This window comes from Actinoplanes hulinensis (assembly GCF_019429605.1).
In the GTDB taxonomy this organism is placed as follows: domain Bacteria; phylum Actinomycetota; class Actinomycetes; order Mycobacteriales; family Micromonosporaceae; genus Actinoplanes; species Actinoplanes campanulatus.
Map to the genome: position 1 here is coordinate 80939 of NZ_JAHXZI010000010.1, position 20513 is coordinate 101451.

A 20513-nucleotide genomic window follows, 5' to 3' on the forward strand; every position below is an offset into this window, starting at 1 on the left:
GATGACCATCTCGGTGCTCCTCGCCGACGACCAGCACCTGGTCCGCGCCGGTTTCCGCAGTCTGCTGCGGCGCGGGCGGGACATCACGGTGGTGGGCGAGGCGTCCACCGGTGACGAGGCGGTGCGCGCCGCCCGTACCCTGCGCCCCGACGTGATCCTGATGGACATCCGGATGCCCGGGATGGACGGCATCACGGCCACGAGGCAGATCCTCGGCTTCCACCCCGCGAAGATCATCATCCTGACCACCTTCGAGACCGACGAGTACGTGTTCGCCGCGCTCGCGGCCGGGGCCAGCGGCTTCCTCACCAAGGAGATCGACCCGGACGGGCTGCGCAACGCGGTCCGGGTGGTGGCCGCCGGGGACGCCCTGCTCTCCCCCAGCGTCACCCGCCGGGTGGTCGGTGAGTTCGCCCACCGCCCGGTCGCGGCGGCCGCGTCCCCCGGTGGCGACCGGCTGGCGGTGCTCACCGAGCGGGAGCGGGAGGTGGTCCGGCTGGTCGCCACCGGCCTCTCCAACGACGACATCGCCCGCGAGCTGGTGATCAGCCCGCTGACCGCGAAGACCCACGTCACCCGGGCGATCGCCAAGCTGGGCGTCCGCGACCGGGTGCAGCTGGTGATCGTGGCGTTCCAGGACGGCCTGGTCGGGAACTGACCCACGGGATCTTCTCAAGACCGGCTGCCGCAGCCCGATGACCCGGTTACCACCACCGCATGGTGGATGGACCGGAAGGGGTGAGCGGATGGCGGTCGACCGTACGGCCATGGATCCGGGCGCATCGCGTCGCTGGACCCGCCGCTGTGTCGCGGTCGGAGCCCTGTTCCTGGTCGTCGCCGTGCTGGTGACGAGCAGGGCCGGCGGCACGGCCGCGGCCGGTGCGTTCGGCACCTGGACGCTGCTGGCCGGAGCCGTGATCGCGGCCGGCGCCTGCGTGTGGCGGTCCCTCGGCTTCACCGGCCGGGCTCGCTGGGGCTGGGCGCTGCTCGCCGTCGGGCTGCTGACCTGGGGTGTCGCCCAGTTCACGTGGCTCGCCCACAGGTGGGTGCCGGGCGTGGCAGAGGTCCTGGCGCAGCGGGGTGCGGACGACGTCGGCCTGGTCGGGCTCGGCCTGTTGATCCCGGCCGCGCTGCTGACCATGCCGAGCGCCGCACAGCCCCTGGTGAACCGGATCCGCAGCGTCCTCGACGGCCTGCTGATCGCGTCGTCGCTCATCCTGGTCGCCTGGGTCTTCGTCATGGACGACCACGTCGCGGCCAACACACACGGGTGGCGCTTCTACCTGACGCTTTTGTTCCCGCTGGCCGACGTCGTGATCGCCACCATGGTCGCCTACATGCTGCCGCTGCAGCGCAACCGGCACGGCTCCGGCACCGATCTGGCGTTCGTCTGCGCCGGCATGCTCGCCTTCGCGGTCGCCGACGCCGGGCACGTCTACCTGAACCTGGTCCCCGGCTTCGGCGCCGGGCCGGTCGTGCACCTGGGCTGGCTGGCGGGCTATGCGCTGATCACGATGGGCGCGCTGCGGCCCCGGGCGGCCACCGACGCCCCGCCGGACCTGCCGCAGGGTTTGTGGACCACCGCTGTCATGCTGCCGTACGTCGCGGTGCTGGCCGCCTTGGGCTCCAGCGTCATGTTCCATCTGCTGACCGGCCACCTCCACCAGTTCACGGCCTTCACCCGGTCCTTCCTGATCCTGCTGATGGTCATCCGGCAGCTGCTCATCCAGCTGGAGAACCGGGCGCTGACCCGCGGCCTGGAGACCCGGGTCGCCGACCGCACCGCCGAGCTGTACGCCCGTGAGCAGCACTTCCACGCCCTCATACGGCACAGCTCGGACGTGATCACGGTGATCGACAGCTCCGGGGTGATCCGCTACCAGTCCGAGTCGATGCAGCGCGTGTTCGGCTACCCGGCGGCGGTGTTCGTCGGCCGCCGCTACACCGACCTGGTCGACGCGGAGGTGGCGATGCGGCTGGCCCAGGCGATGCGGCAGGTCGCCGCCCGCCCGTTCGCCAGCGTCACCCTCGAGGTCGTGCACACCCACCAGGACGGGCGCAAGCGGCCCTCCGAGGCGATCATCACGAACCTGGTGGACGACCCGCACGTGGCCGGCTTCGTGCTGAACACCCGGGACATCAGCGATCGGATGGAGCTCCAGGAGCAGCTGGTGCACGAGGCGTACCACGACTCGCTCACCCAGCTCGCCAACCGTGCCCTGTTCCGTGAGCGGACCGCCGCCACGCTGGAGAGCGGCGCCACCGCCACCGTGCTGCACCTCGACATGGACGGCTTCAAGCGGGTCAACGACAGTCTCGGGCACCTGGCGGGCGACCAGTTGCTGGTCCGGATCGCCGACCGGCTGCGCGGCTGCCTCCGTGCGGACGACCTGATGGCCCGGTTCGGCGCCGACGAGTTCGGGGTGCTGCTGACCGGCGACGACGGCGCCGAGGAGGTGGCCCGGCGGATCCTCGACGACCTGGACGCGCCGGTCATGCTGGGTGCGCGGCAGATCCACGTACGGGCCAGCATCGGCCTGGCCGGCACCGAACTGCTGGAGGAGTGCGCCGACACGCACGGTGACCGGGCCGAGCAGCTGATGCGCAACGCCGACCTGGCCATGCACCACGCCAAGGCGGTCGGCGGCGGCGTCTTCGCGACCTACCGCCCACGGATGCGCGACGGCCTGGTCGAGCGCCTGGAACTCGAGTCCGACCTGCGTGCCGCCCTGGAGAACGGTGAGCTGCGCCTGCACTACCAGCCCACCGTCGACCTGGAGACCAGCCGGGTGGTCGGCTTCGAGGCGCTGATCCGCTGGCCGCATCCGGCCCGCGGCATGATCAACCCGCTGGACTTCATCCCGATCGCCGAGGCCACCGGTCTGATCGTGCCGCTGGGCCGCTGGGTCCTGCATGAGGCGTGCCGTCAGGCCGTCGAATGGTCGGCAGCCTCCGGCGGCCGCCCGCTCAAGATGTCGGTCAACGTCTCGGTCCGCCAGTTCGACCGGGCCGACCTGGCCGAGACCGTCGCCGCCGTGCTCGCCGAGACCGGCATGCCCGCCGACCGCCTCTGCCTGGAGATGACCGAGAGCGTCCTGATGACGGACACCGAGGCCAACCTGGAACAGCTGGTCCGTCTCAAGGCGCTCGGCCTCACCCTGGCCATCGACGACTTCGGCACCGGCTACTCGTCCCTGGCCTACCTGCGCCGCTTCCCGGTCGACACCCTCAAGATCGACCGCTCGTTCGTCGAACGCCTCGGCGTCATCGCCGACGACACCGCCCTCACCGACACCATCGTCCGCCTGGGCCGCAGCCTCGGCATGGCCACCGTCGCCGAGGGCATCGAGGAGTTCGGCCAGCTCGCGGCCCTCCGTGAGATGGGTTGCGGTTTCGCCCAGGGCTACTACTTCTCCCGCCCGGTCCCGGCCGACGAGGCCGGCCGTCTCTTCCTGGAGGGAGCTCACACACCCGCCTGATCCAGGCGTACCGAAGAAGGTCCTTCAGAGGGACCCGGCAGATCCCGCGGCCGAGACGCGGCACAGGTTTAGGTTGACGTGCATGCTCATCAGTTTCGGATGTCCGGTTTCTGGCGCCTGGGCGCAACCGGAGACGCTGACCACGATCGCCCAGCGGGCCGAGGAGCTCGGCTATCACGGGCTCTGGGCGTTTCAGCGACTGCTCGTCGGGCGGGACCAGGATCTCGCGCCGATCTATCACAGTGTGCTCGATCCCATGGTCGCGCTGACCTGGGCCGCCGCAGCCACGTCCCGGATCCGGCTAGGGGTTTCGGTGATCAACCTGCCGTACGTGTCGCCCACCTATCTGGCCAAGCAGGCCGGCTCCCTGGACCGGCTGTCCGGGGGACGGTTCGACCTGGGACTGGGAACCGGGTGGTCGGAGCCGGAGTTCGTGGCCACCGGGTCCGATCCGAAACCGCGCGGGCCACGCACCGAGGAGTATCTGGAGGTGCTGAAGGTGTTGTTCAGCGGGGGTGAGGCCGAGTACGCGGGCCGCTTCTACCGGGTGCCTCCGAGCCGGATGGCGCCTGCGCCGGCGCAGGCGGGTGGCCCGCCGGTGCTGCTCGGCGGGACCGCCGACGTGGCGCTGCGGCGGGCCGGGCGGATCGCGGCCGGCTGGGTGAGCAGCAGCCGGACCAGCCTGCCGGAGATCGAGCGTGGCGTGCGGATCGTCCGCGAAGCGGCGGAGGCCGCAGGACGGGACCCGGATTCGGTGCGTATCGTCGTACGTGGCGTCGTCCAGGCCGGACGGCGCGACGAGGCGATTCCGCTGTCCGGGACCTGGGACCAGATCCGCGCGGGAGCGGAGAGGTACGCTGAGGCCGGCGCCACGGAGCTGTTCTACGAGCCCAACTGGGACCCGCGGATCGGCGGACCGGAGGCCGACCCGCGCGCGGCCGCGGATCTCGGAGCCGAGATCCTCGCCGCGCTCGCGCCCAACGGCTGACCGTTCCGGACCGCTGCCATTAGGCCGGTCCGGTGCTCGCGTCGTGCCCGATCGGCCATCAATGGCGGCTTTCGATGGCCGGAATGGTTGCCGAATTGTCGCCCGGCCGGCCGGAGAGCGCGTCCCGTTCGGGCCAGGCGGACGGCCGGCGGACCCATCTATATACGGCAGAGACGGTCACCGACCGTAAATCTTCCGGCGATGGCCCCGACCGGCCGCAGGACCCACGGAGTGAACAGTCGACGAGGACATGATCTTGAAACGATGAAGAAACGGTGATGCGACATTCCACGCCCGCCACTTCGATGACTCTGCGCAACCGTACGATTGCCCGCCGAATCTCCATAGCCGACAAAACGCCCACAGAACCAACCCACTACATGCCGGTATGGTGGTAAATTTGGGGTTTTGAGGAGTACTTCCGTGGTCGATGGTATGACCTAATCCATATGCTCGGGCCCGCTCTCTGTTATTCATTCGATGCGTCAACTCATTTCCTACGGCCCGATTCCCGACTACGTTTGCCAACCGCAGCATCCGAATACCTCTCACGCACGGCGCATGTGAGGTGTGTCCGTCCATGGAGGTGAACTACAAGCGTGGAACCGTTGATCGATGACCCCGCGCTGACGGGAACGCCGCTCTCATCCGAGCCGGCGACTCCGTCGAAGACTTCCCCGAACACCGCGAAGGGCAAGTCACCGACCCGCATCGCCTTGTCCCGGCTACGCCGCGACAAGGTGGCCATGGTCAGCCTGGGCGTGTTCCTACTCTTCGTGTTCATCGCGATCTTCGCGCCCCTGCTGGCCAAACTCGAGGGCCAGGACCCGACCACGCTGAACATCGACCTGATCGACCGGAACGGATACCCGCTCATCGGGATCACCGGCGATCACTGGTTCGGCATCGAGCCGCGTCTCGGTCGCGACCTCTTCGCCCGCTGGGTCTACGGGGCCCGCCCGTCACTCATCGTGGCCGGCCTGGTCACCGTCATCACGACGATCATCGGTGTGGCCGTCGGCCTGATCGCGGGATTCGCCGGCGGCTGGGTCGACCGGGTCCTCTCCTGGATCATCGACTTCGTCCTGAGCCTGCCCTACCTGCTCTTCGCCATCGCCGTTCCGGCGGTACTGCTCTCCATCTTCGTCGGCACCGCGGAGAACGCGGACGCGCAACAGGTCGCCCAGGTCCGCTTCTTCAGCCTGATCCTGGTGCTCTCGATCTTCGGGTGGGCGAGCCTCGCACGGCTGATCCGCGGCGAGGTGCTCTCCCTGCGGGAACGGGAGTTCATCCAGGCCGCCCGGGTGCTCGGCGTGCCCACCCACAAGGTGCTCTTCAAGGAGCTGCTGCCGAACCTGGTCGGGCCGATCATCGTCTCGTCCTCGATCGCACTTCCGACGTACATCGTCACCGAAGCCGGTCTCACGTTCCTCGGTGTCGGACTGGTCGAGCCCACCCCCTCCTGGGGGTTGACCATCTCCACCGCGGTGACGTTCTACCGGGCCCACCCGATCTTCCTGTGGGTTCCGGTGATCGGCATCACCATCCTGGTCCTGGCGCTCAGCCTGCTCGGCGACGCCATCCGGGATGCCTTCGACCCCCGTACCCGACGGTGAACCGGCGCACGTTGCCGGCAATGGAAAGAGGAGAAATGGCGAGGCGTTTGAGAATGGCCGCGGCTACGGCCGCCGCCCTGACTCTGGGCCTGGCGGGCTGTGGCAGCCCGTCGTCCAACAACGACGACAACAAGTCGGACGACACCGGCAAGATCTCGACCCAGACCGCGGCGATCGACCCCGACGCCAAGGGCCCCGCGCCCGAGGTTCCCGGTGCCCGCAAGGGCGGCGAGATCACGATCTACTCGCAGTCCACGCCGAACACGATCGACCCGACGGACATCTACTACGTCGACTCGAACGAGATCGGCAAGCTGCTCTTCCGTACCTCCACCCAGTTCGCCATCCGCGACGGGAAGCCGGTCCTCGTGCCGGACCTGACCGACGTCGGCACCGTCTCCGCTGACAAGCTGTCCTGGACCTTCAAGTTCAAGACCGGCGAGAAGTACGAGGACGGCTCCGAGATCAAGATCGAGGACCTGGCGTACGCGATCAAGCGCTCGTTCGCCCACGACGTCTTCGCCAACGGCCCGGCGTACCAGCTGTCCTACTTCAAGGACGGCGACAAGTACAAGGGCCCGTACACCAGCGGCACCGACTACTCCGGTGTCGAGGTCTCGGGTGCCGACACCCTGAAGATCAACCTGGCGAAGCCGTTCCCGGACCTGCCGTTCTACATGTCGTTCCCGATGTTCTCGCCGATCCCCGAGGCGAAGGACACCAAGGCCGACTACAAGAACAAGCCGATCGCCAGCGGCCCGTACAAGATCGCTTCCTACACCCCGGGCAGCGAGCTCAAGCTGGTCAAGAACGACAACTGGAACGCCTCGACCGACCCGGTCAAGCACCAGTACGTCGACGGCTGGACCTTCAAGTGGGGTGGCGACGACGTCAAGACCCAGCAGCAGGTCCTGAACAGCAACGGCCCCGACGCCAGCGCCCTGAACTACACCGACGTCGACGCTTCGCTCATCCCGCAGCTGACCAGCGACAAGAAGGCGCAGTTCGTCCAGGGTGAGTCGCCCTGCACCTACACCTGGCAGATCGACACCACCCAGGTGCCGCTCGAGGTCCGTAAGGCGATCGCCAAGGCCTGGCCGTACGACCAGACCTGGAAGGCCGCCGGCATCAACGACTACATCGGTCAGCCGGCCACCACCTTCATGCCGCCGAGCGTCCCCGGCTACCAGAAGTACACCCCGGTCGAGGACCTGGACGGCGAGGGCACCGGTGACCCGGCCGCCGCGAAGAAGCTGCTGGAGGCGGCCGGCAAGGTCGGCTTCGAGGTCAGCTGGTTCTACGACAACACCAAGCCGATCCCGCAGCAGGTCTCCGCGGTCCGCGAGGCCGCGCTGAAGGAGGCCGGGTTCGCGGTCAAGGCGATCGGTGTCCCGACCGCCGAGCTCCGCAGCAAGATCAACGACTACGACGCCCCGGTCAACATCGCCCAGGGCCCGCGTGGTTGGTGCTCCGACTGGCCGTCCGGTGGTAGCTGGCTCCCGGTCCTCTTCAAGACCGAGAGCATCGCCGCCGGCACCAGCATGGGCGAGCTGAAGGACCCGGCGCTCGACGCCAAGATCGACGAGGTCGCGAACCTCCCGGTCGAGGAGTCCACCACCAAGTGGGCCGCCCTCGACGAGGAGGTCATGAAGATGTACGCCGCGATCCCGTTCTACTACACCAAGTTCGGTGTCGTGATCGGCACCAACGTCGGTGGCGTCGAGGCCGACCCCACCATGGGTATGCCGCTCTTCACCAATATCTTCCTGAAGAGCTGATCCACTAGTAGGTAACCGCGGTGGCCCGGTCCCCAACATGGGCCGGGCCACCGTGGCGGCTCACCAACGTTCTTTTCCCCGCCGCCGGCGACCCCGCGCGGCGCCCCTGAACCCGCGTCTGTGTCATCCGGAGGAACCCGCGGTGCTGTTCTACATCCTGCGTCGGCTGGCGAGCGCGATCTCGGTCGTGATCGTCACCCTGATCGCCAGTTTCGCGCTCTTCTTCCTGGCGCCGACCGACCCGGCGGGCGTGATCTGTGGTAACCGCTGTACTCCGGAACGCATCGAGGCGATCAACGACAGCCTCGGCCTGGACGAGCCGGCGATCACCCAGATCGGCCTCTACATGAAGGGCATCGTCGTCGGCCGCACCTACACCACCGCCGGTGGTGTGGTGACCGAGTGCCCGGCGCCCTGCCTCGGCTACTCCTACACGCTCGGCCAGCCGGTCACCAAGATGCTGGCGGACGCGCTGCCGGTGACCCTGTCGATCGTGCTCGGTGGCGCCATCATCTACTTCGGCGTCGGCGTGGCAGCCGGGACCCTGGCCGCCAAGAGCCGGGGCTCAACGCTCGACAAGGTGACCGTCGGCACCAGCCTGCTCGTCAACTCGGTGCCGTACTTCGTGGTCGCCCTGCTCGTCGCCCTGTACGCGACCGTGTTCCCACCGGCGCAGTACACCCCGCTCCTGACCAATCCCTGGGCGTGGGCGAGCGGCCTGCTCGCCGCCTGGGTGACCCTGGGCCTGACGAACGCCGCCTCCTACACCCGCTACTCGCGAGCCTCGATGATCGAGACGCTGGGCCAGGACTACATCCGCACCGCGCGGTCCAAGGGCATCAGCGAGCGGCGGGTCGTCTACCGGCACGGCGTCCGGGCCGGTCTGACCCCGGTGGTCACCATCCTGGGTCTGGACGTGGCGTTCCAGCTCACCAACGCGATCTTCACCGAGAGCATCTTCGGTCTTCCCGGTCTGGGCCTGCTCAGCATCCGGGCCTTCTACCAGTACGACCTTCCGGTGCTGATGGGAACCGTGCTCCTCGGCTCGGTCGTGCTGGTGCTGATGAACCTCGTCGTCGACATCGTCTACACCTTCCTCGACCCGCGGGTCCGGCTCGGATGATCCCGGCCGTCCACCCCTACCCCACCACGGCTCGCAGCACAAAGGCGGCACAGGCATGAGCGACCAGACGGTCCGGGCCCCGCACACGGTGACCCGGACACCCCGGACCCGATCGGCGGACGAGCAGGCCTACCTCGAGGTCTCCGACCTCCACGTGCACTTCCCCACCCAGGACGGCATCGTGAAGGCCGTGCAGGGCCTGAGCTACTCCCTGCCGCTGGGCCGCACGCTGGCGATCGTCGGCGAATCCGGCTCGGGCAAGAGTGTCTCGAGCATGGCGGTGATGGGCCTGCACGACCGCAAGTCGACCAAGATCACCGGGTCGATCAAGGTCGGCGGCAAGGAGATCGTCGGCATGTCGGAGCGGGCGATGATGTCCTTCCGTGGCGCCGACGCCGCGATGATCTTCCAGGACCCGCAGTCCTCGCTGCACCCGTACTTCACCATCGGCGACCAGATCATGGAGTCGTACCGGTCGCACAACCGGACCTCCAAGAAGGCCGCCAAGGAGCGGGCCATCGAGATGCTCGACCGGGTCGGCATCCCGAACCCGAAGCGCCGCGTGGACCAGTACCCGCACGAGTTCTCCGGCGGCATGCGGCAGCGCGCGATGATCGCCATGGCGCTGGTCAACGACCCGAAGCTGCTGATCGCCGACGAGCCGACCACGGCCCTCGACGTGACCGTGCAGGCGCAGATCCTGGACCTGATCGCCGACCTCCAGCGGGACTTCGGCTCGGCGGTCGTCTTCATCACCCACGACCTCGGCGTGGTGGCCGAGATCGCCGACGACATCCTGGTGATGTACGCCGGCAACGCGGTCGAGCACGGCCCGGTCGACAAGATTCTCGGTTCGCCGCTGCACCCGTACACCTGGGGTCTTCTGGAAAGCATCCCGGCGGTCTCCGGCACGCCCGGCCCGCTGCACCCGATCCCCGGCTCGCCGCCCAGCCTGCTCGACATGCCGAGCGGCTGCTCCTTCAACCCGCGGTGCGAGTTCCGCGAGCGGGTGAAGGACGATCTGTGCCGGACGCTGCGGCCGGATCTGATCGCGCGCACCGCCGACACCGGCCGTGCCTCCCGTTGCCACCTCCACGACCCCGACCGGGTGTTCGAGGCCGAAGTCCTGCCCCGGCTGCCGTAAGGAACACGACGATGACCGCTGCCACCGCTGCCAAATCGGGCGTTCGCAAGGTCGAGGGCGCACCGCTGCTCGAACTCGACGACGTCAAGATGCACTTCCGGATCAAGGGTGAGGGCATCCTCGCCCTGGGCAACAAATGGGTCCAGGCCGTCGACGGGGTCAGCCTGACCCTGCAGCCCGGCGAGACGCTGGGCCTGGTCGGCGAGTCCGGCTGTGGCAAATCCACCACGGCCCGCCTGATCACCCGGCTGCTCGAGCCCACCGGCGGGCAGATCAAGTTCCAGGGCGTGGACATCGCCCACATGAACGAACGCCAGCTGCGGCCGTACCGCCGCGAGATCCAGCTGATCTTCCAGGACCCGTACTCGTCGCTGAACCCGCGGCACACCGTCGGCACCATCGTCGGCACCGCGCTGCGCACCCACGACATGGTGCCGAAGAGCGGCGAGCTCAAGCGGGTCCAGGAGCTCCTGGAGATGGTCGGCCTGAACCCGGAGCACTACAACCGCTACCCGCACGAGTTCTCCGGCGGCCAGCGGCAGCGCATCGGCATCGCCCGTGCGCTGGCGGCCCGGCCCAAGGTGATCGTGGCCGACGAGCCGGTCTCCGCCCTGGACGTGTCCATCCAGGCGCAGGTCATGAACCTGCTGGAGAACCTGCGCAAAGAGCTGGGCATCGCCTTCGTCTTCATCGCGCACGACCTCGGCGTGGTGCGGCACTTCTGCGACCGGGTCGCGGTCATGTACCTGGGCCGGGTGGTCGAGGAGGGTCCGCGCGACGAGCTGTACGAGAAGCCGAACCACCCGTACACCCAGGCGCTGCTCTCCGCCGTGCCGGACATCGGGGTGGTCCGCGGCGTCCCGCCGAAGAACCGGATCCGTCTGGTGGGCGACGTGCCCAGCCCGGTCGACCCGCCGTCCGGCTGCCGCTTCCGCACCCGCTGCTGGAAGGCCGAGGACATCTGCGCCACGCAGGACCCGGCGCTGCTGGAGCACACGGAGAAGCTGCACACCGCGTGCCACTTCGCCGCGCCGCCGACCGAGTCGATCGTGGCCGAGACGGTCTGACTACCCTGGTCGAGTGGAAAATCGATCCCCGACCGTCTATCGCACCAGGTCGTGGCAGAACCGCCGCCGGGCGCTCCTCGCGCTCGGCGGCGCCGTTCTGGTCCTGGTGGGCTATCTGCTCGGGCGCTGGCAGGACACGCCGGCCGACCCGGTGATCACCGGGCAGACCGCCGTCACCCCGGGCGCCGCCGGCGCGTCGGCCCCGCCACCGGCTCCCCCGTCGGCCACCCCCGCCTCCGTCGAGCCGGCCCCGGTGAACTACCCGGTGCTCCAGGCCGAGGCGGCGACCGAGCTGGCCGGCGTGGAGACCGAGTCCACCGGTGACGAGGGCGGCGGGGAGAACGTCGGCTGGGTCAACCGCGACGACTATCTGCGGTTCGACAACTTCGACTTCGGCGCGGTGCCGGCGACGTCGGCCCGGATCCGGGTGTCGTCCGGATCCGGGATCACCGGGCGGGTGCAGATCCGGCTGGACAGCCGGGCCAACGACCCGGTCGGTGAGCTGTCGGTCAGCAACACCGGCGGCTGGCAGAGCTGGCGTACCGACACCGCCGTGCTCAAGCCGGTGACCGGGACGCACACCGTCTTCCTGACGTTCACCTCGGACGACGGCGGCGAGTTCGTGAATCTGAACTGGCTGCGGTTCGACCACTGATCGAACATCTGTACTAACCTGGTGGCGTGATCCTGCACGCCGATCTGGACTCGTTCTACGCGTCGGTCGAGCAGCGCGACGATCCCGCGCTGCGCGGCCGGCCCGTCCTGGTCGGTGGCGGGGTGGTGCTCGCCGCGTCGTACGAGGCGAAGGCCCACGGCGTCCGGACCCCGATGAGTCTCGGCCGGGCCCGGGCGCTCTGCCCGTGGGCCGTCGTCGTCCCACCAAGGATGAGCGCCTACTCGGCGGCCAGCAGGGCGGTGTTCGAGGTCTTCCGGGACACCACCCCGATCGTCGAGCCGATCTCCATCGACGAGGCCTTCCTCGACGTCGACGGCCTCCGCCGGATCCGCGGCACGGCGGAGGAGATCGCCCGGCAGTTGCGGGCCGACGTGCGCGCCCGCACCGGGCTGCCGATCACCGTGGGCGTGGCGCGCACCAAGTTCCTGGCCAAGGTGGCCAGCGGCGTGGGCAAGCCGGACGGGTTGCTGGTCGTGCCGCCCGGCGGGGAGCTGGCGTTCCTGCATCCGCTGCCGGTGGAGAAGCTGTGGGGCGTCGGCCCGGTCACCGCGGCCAGGCTGCGCGAGCGGCAGATCCACACGGTGGGGCACGTCGCCCGGATCGGCGAGGCCGCCCTCGTCGCCATGCTCGGCGGCGGCGCGGGCCGCCACCTGCACGCGCTCGCCCACAACCGCGATCCGCGCCGGGTCGAGACCGGGCGGCGGCGCGGCTCCATCGGGGCGCAGTCCGCGCTCTCCCCGTCGCTGTCGTTCACCGAGGTCGAGGCCACGCTGGGGGCGCTGGTCGACCGGGTCACCCACCGGATGCGGCGGGCCCACCGCGCCGGGCGCACGATCACGCTGCGGCTGCGGTTCGGCGACTTCACCCGGGCCACCCGGTCCCGCAGCCTGCTCAAGGCCACCACCCGAACCGGCGAGATCCTTCGGGTGGCCGGGGAGCTGCTGCACGAGGCGGCGCCGCTGATCGCCGAGCGCGGCCTGACCCTGGTCGGGGTCGCGGTGAGCAACCTCGACTCCGAGGGCGCCGTGCAACTGGAGCTGCCGTTCGAGGCGCCGCGTGACGACGGTCTGGACGCCGCGGTGGACCGGGTGCGCGACCGGTTCGGCTCGGCCGCCCTGCAACGGGCCGCGATGGTGGGCCGGGAGCTGCACCCGTCCGTCCCCCTGCTTTCCGACTGAGGCAGACTGCATGGCGTGCGGAAGATCTGTGTAGTCGGAATCGGCGCTGGCGACCCGGACCATCTGACCCTCCAGGCGGCGAAGGCCATCGGCCGTACCCATGTGTTCTTCCTGCTCGACAAGGGCGAGGCCAAGGCGAGCCTGATCGAACTGCGGGAAGGCCTGATCCGGCACTACGGGCACCCGCGCAAGCGGATCGTGGAGGGCCGCGACCCGGACCGCGATCGCACCCCGGCCGACTACACCGGCACGGTCGCGGACTGGCGGCACCGCCGCTCGCTGGTCCTCGAGGAGCTGATCACCGAGCATCTCAAGGACGACGAGATCGGCTCGATCCTGGTCTGGGGCGACCCCTCGCTGTACGACTCGACCATCGCCATCCTGGAGGAGATCCTGGAGCGCGGGGCGGTCGAGTTCGAGTACGAGGTGATCCCCGGCATCAGCAGCGTCTCGGCCCTGGCCGCCAAGCACCGGATCGGCCTGAACCGGGTGGGCCGCCCGGTGCAGATCACCACCGGCAGGCGGCTCGCCGAGGGCTGGCCGGAGGGCGTCGACGACGTGGTCGTGATGCTCGACGCCCAGCAGGCGTTCACCGCGCACCCGGACGCCGACATCTACTGGGGCGCCTACGTCAGCACCGCGGACGAGCTGCTCGATGCCGGCCGGGTGTCCGAGGTGGCGGAGCGGATCGTCGAGACCCGCACCGAGGCCCGCGAGCGCCACGGCTGGATCATGGACACCTATCTGCTCCGCCGCCCGGACCCGGAGTAGAACCCAGCCGGCTCTCAGAGCTGTCTCACGGGCGTTGAGACCGCACTAAGAGCCGGCCGAAGTCGATCTACAGCTCGTTGAAGGGCGCGGCGTACGTGAAGACGCCACGCACCGCCGGATCGTGGGCGGTCAGCGGGCGGGCCTGGAAGTGCGGCGCCCACTCCGCCACCGGCGGCTCGATGCCGTGGTCGGCGGCCGGCCGGAACCCGAAGCGGGAGTAGTAGGCCGGGTCGCCGAGCAGCACCACCAGCGGCTCGTCGAGCGCCTCGGCGGCACCCAGCACCGCGTGCATCAGCGCCGAACCGACCCCGCGGCGCTGATGATCCGGGTGCACGCTGACCGGCCCCAGCCCGAGAGCGGGGGCAGCACCGACCCGGCCGCGGGTGCACACCACATGCCCCACGACAGCGCCGTCCACCACCGCCACCAGCGACAGTGCCGGCAACCAGCCCTCGTCGGCGCGCAGCTTGCCCACCAGCGGCGCCTCGTCGGGCTCGACCCCGTCCGGCAGCGGCTCGCGGAAGTGCGGCCGGGCGAACGCCGCGGCCGTCACCGCCCGGATGGCGCCGACATCGGCGGCGGTCTCACGTCGAATGATCACCGGTCCTCCAGGGAACCCTCGGTCTCCAGATAAAGCTCACGCAGCGCGGCCAGGGTCTCCGGTTCGGGCGACTCCCACAGCTTGCGGTCGGCGGCCTCCAGCAGCCGCTCGGTGATGCCGTGCAGGGCCCACGGGTTCGACTGCCGCATGAACTTCTGATTCTCGTCGTCGAGCGCGTAGGACGCGGCGAGCTGCTCATACATCCAGTCGGTCACCACGCCGGCGGTCGCGTCGTACCCGAAAAGGTAGTCCACGGTCGCCGCCAGCTCGAAGGCGCCCTTGTAGCCGTGCCGCCGCATCGCGGCGATCCAGCGCGGGTTCACCACTCGGGCCCGGAAGATCCGCGCGGTCTCCTCGGTCAGGCTGCGGGTCCGTGCCTGGTCCGGGTTGGTGGAGTCGCCGATGTACGCCGCCGGCGCGCGACCGGTGAGCGCCCGCACCGTGGCGATCATGCCGCCGTGGTACTGGAAGTAGTCGTCGGAGTCGGCGATGTCGTGCTCGCGGGTGTCGATGTTCTTGGCGGCCACGTCGATCCGGCGGTACGCGTTCTCCATGTCCCCACGAGCCGGCGCCCCGTCCAGGTCCCGCCCGTACGCGAAGCCGCCCCACACCGCGTACACCTCGGCCAGATCGGCGTCGTCCCGCCAGTTCCGGCTGTCGATGAGCGGCAGGATGCCGGCGCCGTACGCTCCCGGCCGCGACCCGAAGATCCGCATGGTGGCCCGCCGCCAGTCGCCGTGCTCGCCCTGGTCACGCAGGGCGTGCTCGCGGACGAAGTTGTCCGGCTCGTCCAGCCCGGCGATCAGGGTGAACGCGTCGTCGAGCAGCGCCACCACGTGCGGGAACGCGTCACGGAAGAAGCCCGAGACTCGGACCGTCACGTCGATGCGGGGGCGGCCCAGTTCCTCGGCCGGAATCGGCTCCAGGCCGGTGACCCGCCGGGACGCCGGATCCCAGACCGGGCGGACGCCGATCAGCGCGAGGATCTCGGCGATGTCGTCGCCGGCGGTCCGCATGGCGCTGGTGCCCCAGGCGGACAGCCCGACCGAGCGGGGCCACTCGCCGTGGTCGGCCCGGTAGCGGGTCAGCAGCGAGTCGGCCATCGCCTGCCCGGTCTCCCAGGCGAGCCGGCTCGGGATGGCCTTCGGGTCGACGGAGTAGAAGTTGCGGCCGGTCGGCAGCACGTTGATCAGGCCGCGCAGCGGGGAGCCGCTGGGGCCGGCCGGGACGTAACCGCCGTCGAGCGCGTGCAGCACGTTGGTCAGCTCGTCGGTGGTGCGGGCGAGCCGCGGCACGACCTCGGTGGCCGCGAACTCCAGCACCCGCACCACATCCGGCAAAACCGACAAATCCGAAATATCTGGTACGTCGGGGAGCGTCGCCGAAAGCCCGGCGGGAGCGGCTCCCGGGGCGGAAGCAGCCTCGGGAACGCTGGAGGCGACCAGGTCGGCCGGGATCACCGTCGGCCAGCCGCGCTCCTCCATGGCCGTGACCAGTGCCCGCGCCAGCACCTCGATCGCGTCGGTCTCCGCGGTGGACGCGTCCTCCGCGAGGCCCAGCGCCTCCCGCAGACCCGGCAGCGCCGCCACCTGACCGGCCCACATCTGCCGCGCCCGCAGCATGGCGAGCACCAGGTTGATCCGCGCCTCCCCGGCCGGCGCCGCCCCCAGCACGTGCAGCCCGTCGCGGATCTGCACATCCTTGACCTCACACAGCCATCCGTCGATGTGCAGGATGAAGTCGTCGAACTCCTCGTCCTCCGGCCGGCGCCCCTGGCCGAGGTCATGGTCCATCTTCGCGGCCTGGATCAGGGTCCAGATCTGAGCCCGGATCGCCGGGAGCTTGGCCGGGTCGAGGGCGGCGATGGTCGCGTGCTCGTCGAGCAGCTGCTCCAGTCGGGCGATGTCCCCATAGGACTCGGCGCGGGCCATCGGCGGAATCAGGTGGTCGACCAGCGTGGCGTGCGCCCGGCGCTTGGCCTGTGTCCCCTCGCCGGGGTCGTTGACCAGGAACGGGTAGATCAGCGGCAGGTCGCCGAGGGCCGCGTCGGTGCCGTCCGACGCGGACATGCCGACGTTCTTGCCGGGCAGCCACTCCAGGTTGCCATGCTTGCCGACGTGCACCACCGCGTGCGCGCCGAACTCATCGGCCACCCACCGGTAGGCGGCCAGGTAGTGATGGCTCGGAGGCAGGTCCGGGTCGTGGTAGATGGCGACCGGGTTGGCCCCGAACCCGCGCGGAGGCTGGACCATCACCACGATGTTCTCGTCGCGGAGTGCGGCCAGCACGATGTCGCCGTCGTCCACATAGAGCTCACCGGGCGCCTGGCCCCAATGCCGCTCGACACGCTCCCGGAAGTCCCCCGGGAGCTGGTCGAACCAGGTTTGATACCGAGATGCCGGAATTCGCACCGGATTGCCGGACAACTGCTCGTCGGTCAGCCAGTCCGGGTCCTGCCCACCGGCCGCGATCAACGTGTGGATGAGCCCGTCGCCGTCGTAGGACCCGAAGTCACCGATCCGGTAACCCCGGTCGGCGAGAGCCGCCAGCAGGGCGACCGTCGAGGCCGGCGTGTCCAGACCGACCGCGTTGCCGATCCGGGAGTGCTTGGTCGGATAGGCCGACAGCATCAGCACGATCCGGCGGTCGGCGGGCGGCACGTGCCGCAGCCGGGCGTGCGCCACCGCGATCCCGGCCACCCGCGACGCCCGCTCCTCGTCGGCCGCGTAGACCGACAGCCCGTCCTCGTCGATCTCCTTGAACGAGAACGGCACCGTGATGATCCGGCCGTCGAACTCCGGGATCGCCACCTGCGTCGCCGCGTCCAGCGGGGTCAGGCCGTCGTCACTGGCCTCCCAGGCGGCCCGCGAGCTGGTCAGGCACAGCCCCTGGAGGATCGGCACGTCCAGGTCGGCGAGCACCCCGACATCCCACGCCTCGTCGTCACCACCCGCGCTCGCGGTCGCCGGGCGGGTGCCGCCGGCCGCCAGCACGGTCACCACCAGCGCGTCCGCCCTACGCAACTCGGCCAGCAGCTCCGGCGGGGCGGTCCGCAGCGAGGCCGTGAAGATCGGCATGGCCCGCGCGCCCTTGGCCTCGATCGCCCGGCAGAGCGTCTCGACGAACGCCGTGTTGCCGGCCATGTGATGCGCCCGGTAATAAAGCACCGCCACGGTCGCCTCGCCGGTCGACTCCGGGCGCGGCAGGAAGCCCCACTGCGGACTCTCCACGGCCGGCGCGAACCCGTTGCCGGTCAGCAGCACCGTGTCGGAAAGGAAGTCGTGCAGCGAGACCAGATTGTCCGCGCCACCGTGCGCCAGATAGGTGTGCGCCTCGGCGGCCACCCCGGCGGGCACCGTGGACAGCTTCATCAACTCGGCGTCCGGCGCCTGCTCGCCGCCCAGGACCACGACCGGCACGTCGCCCGCGAGCAGTGTGTCCAACCCCTCCTCCCAGGCCCGGCGGCCGCCCAGGATGCGCACCACGACGAGGTCGGCCCCGTCGAGCAGGGCGGGCAGATCGGCGACCGAGGTGCGGGCCGGGTTGGCCGGGCGCCAGGCCGATCCACTGGCCCGGGCGCTGAGCAGGTCGGTGTCGGACGTCGACAGCAGCAGAAACACGCGCGCGCTCCCCTCGGGGTCCGCGCCCCGGGTAGTCGGATGTCACGGCGACCGGAGTTCCTGGCTCCCAGGGCTCGAACTCCCTGGTGACAGTGGCGGGACCGCGCCGGAGTCACACCGGCTTCCTCCGCGGCGTCGCCGCTCGTGAGCCATAACTTTTCCGAACCCCGGTGTCCCGCGTCAAGGCGGAACGGCCGCTGTGACGCTGCCGACCCACCGAGAGGCGAAGGTGAATTCCTGCCGGGGGTCGGCCGTAGTATCCGGGCCATGTCTCCCGTCCGGACTTCCGACACCGACGCCTGCCCCGGCGCGCTGCGGCTGCACGCCGCCGCCGACGGGTTGCTGGCCCGGGTGCGGCTGCCCGGCGGGCTGCTGACCGGGGCCCGGTTGCGCGCGCTGCGCGAGCTGGCCGAGGAGTTCGGCGACGGCGCCCTGGAGCTGACCTCGCGGGCCAATCTCCAGCTCAGAGGCCTGTCGGCCATCGATGCCCCGGCCCTGGCGACCCGCTTGCGCGCCGCCGGGCTGCTGCCCTCACAGACCCACGACAATGTTCGGAACATCGCGTCGCCGCCGCTGCCGGGATCGACGATCCGCGCTCTGATACCGGCCTTGGACCGCGCCGTCCTGGACGATCCCGCCCTGGCCGGCCTCCCCGGCAAGTTCCTGTTCGCGCTCGGCCACGTCACCCTGTCCCCCGACGTCGCCGCCGTCCCGGCCCTCACCAACCCCACACCGGCGCCCACCGTCCACGCGGCCGTCACCACCAGGCCCACACCAATGGCGGCCACCACGCACCCGGCCGCCACCAACCCCACACCAACGGTGCCCACCGTCCACGCGGGTTTCGCCGGGTCGGGGGATCGGGAGCACACGGGTGCCGGGCTGTTCGCGATCCGCTTCGCCGGGCACGACACCGGGCTCCGGGTGGAGGCCGACCGGGTGGTGCCGGCGCTGATCGCGGCGGCGCACGCGTTCCTCGCCGAGCGGGAGGAGCAGCGGGGTGACGGCCCGGCCGCGTGGCGGTTGCGGGAGCTGACCGACGGCCCGGCCCGTGTGTCGGCCCGGGTGGCCGGCGTCCTCGGGCTGACGCCCGTCGCCGTGGCGGCGGCGGTGCCGGTCGAGGCCACCGATGCCACCGATCTGGTCGGCGTGGTGGCTCAGGCGGACGGGCTGGCCGCGGTGGGGGCACTGGTGCCGTTGGGGCGCTTGGCCGGCGTAACCCTCAGGGTTCTGGAGGAGGCCGATCAGCTGGTGGTGACCCCCTGGCGTGGGGTGATCGTGGCCGATCTGACGCCGTCGGCGGCGCCGGGGTGGGCGGGCCGTCTGGCCGCGGCCGGGCTCGCGGTGGCCGCGGATTCGCCCTGGTCCGGGGTGACCGCCTGCGCCGGGCGGCCAGGTTGCGCGAAGTCGCTGGCCGACGTGCGCGCCGACGCCACGGTCACGGCCCGTTTCGTCGACGGCCTGCCGGTCCACTGGGTGGGTTGCGCCCGCGCGTGCGGCAGCCCGTCCGGCCCGCACGTCCGCGTCGAGGCCACCGCCGACGGCTACCTGGTCGCCCGCACGGACGGTGACCGATCCGGCCCAGCCCACCCACCGGAAAGCAACCGATCCGGACTCGGCGGCCCACCGGGGAATTCCGGCGCGAAGGGAGACGGATCCGGACTGGTCGGCCCATCGACTGCCGGGGCGGGATCGCCGAGGATCAGCGGGATCGGCACGGCCGTGACCGGGTTGGGGGAGATCGTGGCTGTGGCTAGGAGGCCCTGATGAAGTATGTGCGTGACGGCGCGGAGATCTACCGGCGCTCGTTCGCCACCATCCGGGCCGAGGCGGACCTCTCAGGACTGCCGGAGGACGTGTCGCGGGTGGTGGTCCGGATGATCCACGCCTGCGGGATGGTGGATCTGGTGGAGGATGTCCGGTTCAGTCCGGGTGTGGTCACCGCGGCGCGGAAGGCGCTGCTCGACGGCGCGCCGATCCTCTGTGACGCGGAGATGGTGGCGTCCGGGGTGACCCGGTCGCGGCTGCCGGCGGCCAACGAGGTGATCTGCACGCTGCGGGACCCGGCGGTGCCGGGGCTGGCCGCGGCGATCGGCAACACCCGTAGCGCGGCCGCACTCGACCTGTGGGGTGACCGGCTGGGTGGCGCCGTGGTGGCGGTCGGCAACGCGCCGACCGCACTGTTCCGGCTGCTGGAGATGGTCGCGGCGGGCGCGCCACGGCCGGCCGCGGTGCTCGGCATCCCGGTCGGTTTCATCGGCGCGGCCGAGTCCAAGGAGGCTCTCGCCGAGTCCGGCCTGGAGTACTTGATCGTGCGTGGCCGCCGGGGTGGCAGCGCCATCACCGCCGCCGCGGTGAACGCCCTCGCCTCCGAAGCGGAATAGGTCGGGAACGGAAGAGGTCAGCTTCTCGGCCCTGAAGGACCGAGCTTGCGTCACTGAGTTCGGTGTGGAGGGGACGGCTGACCAGCCC

15 protein-coding genes and 1 riboswitch are annotated in these 20513 nt (G+C 70.4%); of the genes, 13 read left to right on the forward strand and 2 right to left on the reverse strand.

From position 1 onward, the window contains the following. Position 1: 1 nt before the first annotated feature. The 11 genes from KZ829_RS19995 (at position 2) to cobF (ending at position 13820) form a co-directional block, all read left to right on the forward strand. Entirely contained in the window at positions 2-658 is a 657-nt protein-coding gene (locus KZ829_RS19995; protein WP_183215875.1) for a response regulator transcription factor, read from the forward strand. A gap of 88 nt (positions 659-746) precedes the next feature. Then, positions 747-3479 (forward strand): putative bifunctional diguanylate cyclase/phosphodiesterase, encoded by a 2733-nt coding sequence (locus KZ829_RS20000; RefSeq protein ID WP_246635959.1) that lies wholly within the window; start codon positions 747-749, stop codon positions 3477-3479. A gap of 82 nt (positions 3480-3561) precedes the next feature. Further along, positions 3562-4467, forward strand: a complete 906-nt coding sequence (locus KZ829_RS20005) for a TIGR03619 family F420-dependent LLM class oxidoreductase (RefSeq protein WP_220145456.1) — start codon at positions 3562-3564, stop codon at positions 4465-4467. 599 nt (positions 4468-5066) lie between these two features. Further along, positions 5067-6083, forward strand: a complete 1017-nt coding sequence (locus tag KZ829_RS20010; RefSeq protein WP_220145457.1) for an ABC transporter permease — start codon at positions 5067-5069, stop codon at positions 6081-6083. A gap of 35 nt (positions 6084-6118) precedes the next feature. Then, on the forward strand, positions 6119-7861 hold the full coding sequence (locus tag KZ829_RS20015) for an ABC transporter substrate-binding protein (RefSeq protein WP_220145458.1): 1743 nt from the start codon (positions 6119-6121) through the stop codon (positions 7859-7861). 142 nt (positions 7862-8003) lie between these two features. Next, positions 8004-8984: an ABC transporter permease gene (locus tag KZ829_RS20020; protein ID WP_308285585.1), complete on the forward strand. Its 981-nt coding sequence runs from the start codon at positions 8004-8006 to the stop codon at positions 8982-8984. 55 nt (positions 8985-9039) lie between these two features. Next, positions 9040-10128 carry an ABC transporter ATP-binding protein gene (locus KZ829_RS20025; protein WP_220145460.1) on the forward strand — a complete coding sequence of 363 codons (1089 nt, stop codon included), beginning with the start codon at positions 9040-9042 and terminating at the stop codon, positions 10126-10128. An 11-nt stretch (positions 10129-10139) separates the two neighbouring features. Continuing rightward, positions 10140-11195, forward strand: coding sequence for an ABC transporter ATP-binding protein (locus KZ829_RS20030; RefSeq protein ID WP_220145461.1), 1056 nt, complete (start codon positions 10140-10142; stop codon positions 11193-11195). Between the two features lie 13 nt (positions 11196-11208). Further along, positions 11209-11850: a carbohydrate-binding protein gene (locus tag KZ829_RS43135; RefSeq protein ID WP_220145462.1), complete on the forward strand. Its 642-nt coding sequence runs from the start codon at positions 11209-11211 to the stop codon at positions 11848-11850. 26 nt (positions 11851-11876) lie between these two features. Then, entirely contained in the window at positions 11877-13049 is a 1173-nt protein-coding gene (gene dinB, locus KZ829_RS20040) for a DNA polymerase IV (RefSeq protein ID WP_220145463.1), read from the forward strand. Positions 13050-13064: 15 nt separating this feature from the next. Beyond that, positions 13065-13820 (forward strand): precorrin-6A synthase (deacetylating), encoded by a 756-nt coding sequence (cobF, locus tag KZ829_RS20045; protein WP_220145464.1) that lies wholly within the window; start codon positions 13065-13067, stop codon positions 13818-13820. A 67-nt stretch (positions 13821-13887) separates the two neighbouring features. Here the strand turns inward: cobF and KZ829_RS20050 are convergent, their stop codons facing one another. Next, positions 13888-14421: a GNAT family N-acetyltransferase gene (locus tag KZ829_RS20050; RefSeq protein WP_220145465.1), complete on the reverse strand. Its 534-nt coding sequence runs from the start codon at positions 14419-14421 to the stop codon at positions 13888-13890. Beyond that, positions 14418-18041 (reverse strand): cobaltochelatase subunit CobN, encoded by a 3624-nt coding sequence (gene cobN, locus KZ829_RS20055; RefSeq protein WP_220145466.1) that lies wholly within the window; start codon positions 18039-18041, stop codon positions 14418-14420. The genes KZ829_RS20050 and cobN overlap by 4 nt, the downstream gene beginning before the upstream one ends. Before the next feature lie 35 nt (positions 18042-18076). Next, positions 18077-18204, reverse strand: a riboswitch (cobalamin riboswitch). A gap of 104 nt (positions 18205-18308) precedes the next feature. On the opposite strand from cobN, the gene KZ829_RS44055 reads away from it, so the two are divergent. Together KZ829_RS44055 and KZ829_RS20065 are read left to right on the forward strand one after the other, a co-directional pair. Continuing rightward, positions 18309-19808 carry a ferredoxin-like domain-containing protein gene (locus KZ829_RS44055; RefSeq protein WP_220145467.1) on the forward strand — a complete coding sequence of 500 codons (1500 nt, stop codon included), beginning with the start codon at positions 18309-18311 and terminating at the stop codon, positions 19806-19808. Then, complete coding sequence (locus KZ829_RS20065) at positions 19808-20425, forward strand: precorrin-8X methylmutase (RefSeq protein WP_220145468.1); 618 nt, start codon at positions 19808-19810, stop codon at positions 20423-20425. The genes KZ829_RS44055 and KZ829_RS20065 overlap by 1 nt, the downstream gene beginning before the upstream one ends. Positions 20426-20513 lie beyond the last annotated feature (88 nt).